This is a genomic window from Microbacterium sp. HJ5 (genome assembly GCF_054824025.1).
This window is the reverse complement of record NZ_JSYE01000055.1, coordinates 1-387: the sequence shown is the minus strand read 5'-3', so window position 1 is coordinate 387 and position 387 is coordinate 1. Positions and strand designations below refer to the sequence as shown.

Annotated in this window: 1 pseudogene; it reads right to left on the bottom strand. The window is 67.2% G+C overall.

The window, feature by feature from the left end:
* A pseudogene (locus OB08_RS16410) lies at positions 1-351 on the bottom strand (primosomal protein); the annotation flags it as partial.
* Between the last annotated feature and the right edge of the window lie 36 nt (positions 352-387).

The following is a 387-nucleotide window of genomic DNA, read 5'->3' as shown; positions in this document are numbered from 1 at the left end:
CTTCCGGTCGCCGTAAGGCTTCCGGTCACCATCGCGCTTCTCGTACGGCTTCCGGTCAGCGTCACGCTTCTCGTACGGCTTCCGATCGCCGTAGGGCTTCCGGTCACCGTACGGCTTCCGGTCGCTGTCGCGCTTCTCGTACGGCTTGCGGTCGCCGTCGCGCTTCTCGTACGGCTTCCGGTCACCGTCACGCTTCTTATACGGCTTCCGGTCACCATAAGGCTTCCGGTCACCGTCGCGGGCGGGACGTGCGGGGCGCGATCCAGCGTCTCGGGCTCGAGGAGGATGGTCGCCTGTGCGTCCGCGCGGCGTGCGGTCGGCTCCGCCTTCGCGCGGCTCCTGCTCTGCCATCTCTCTCGATCCTTCCGCTGTGGGGTTGTTAACGCG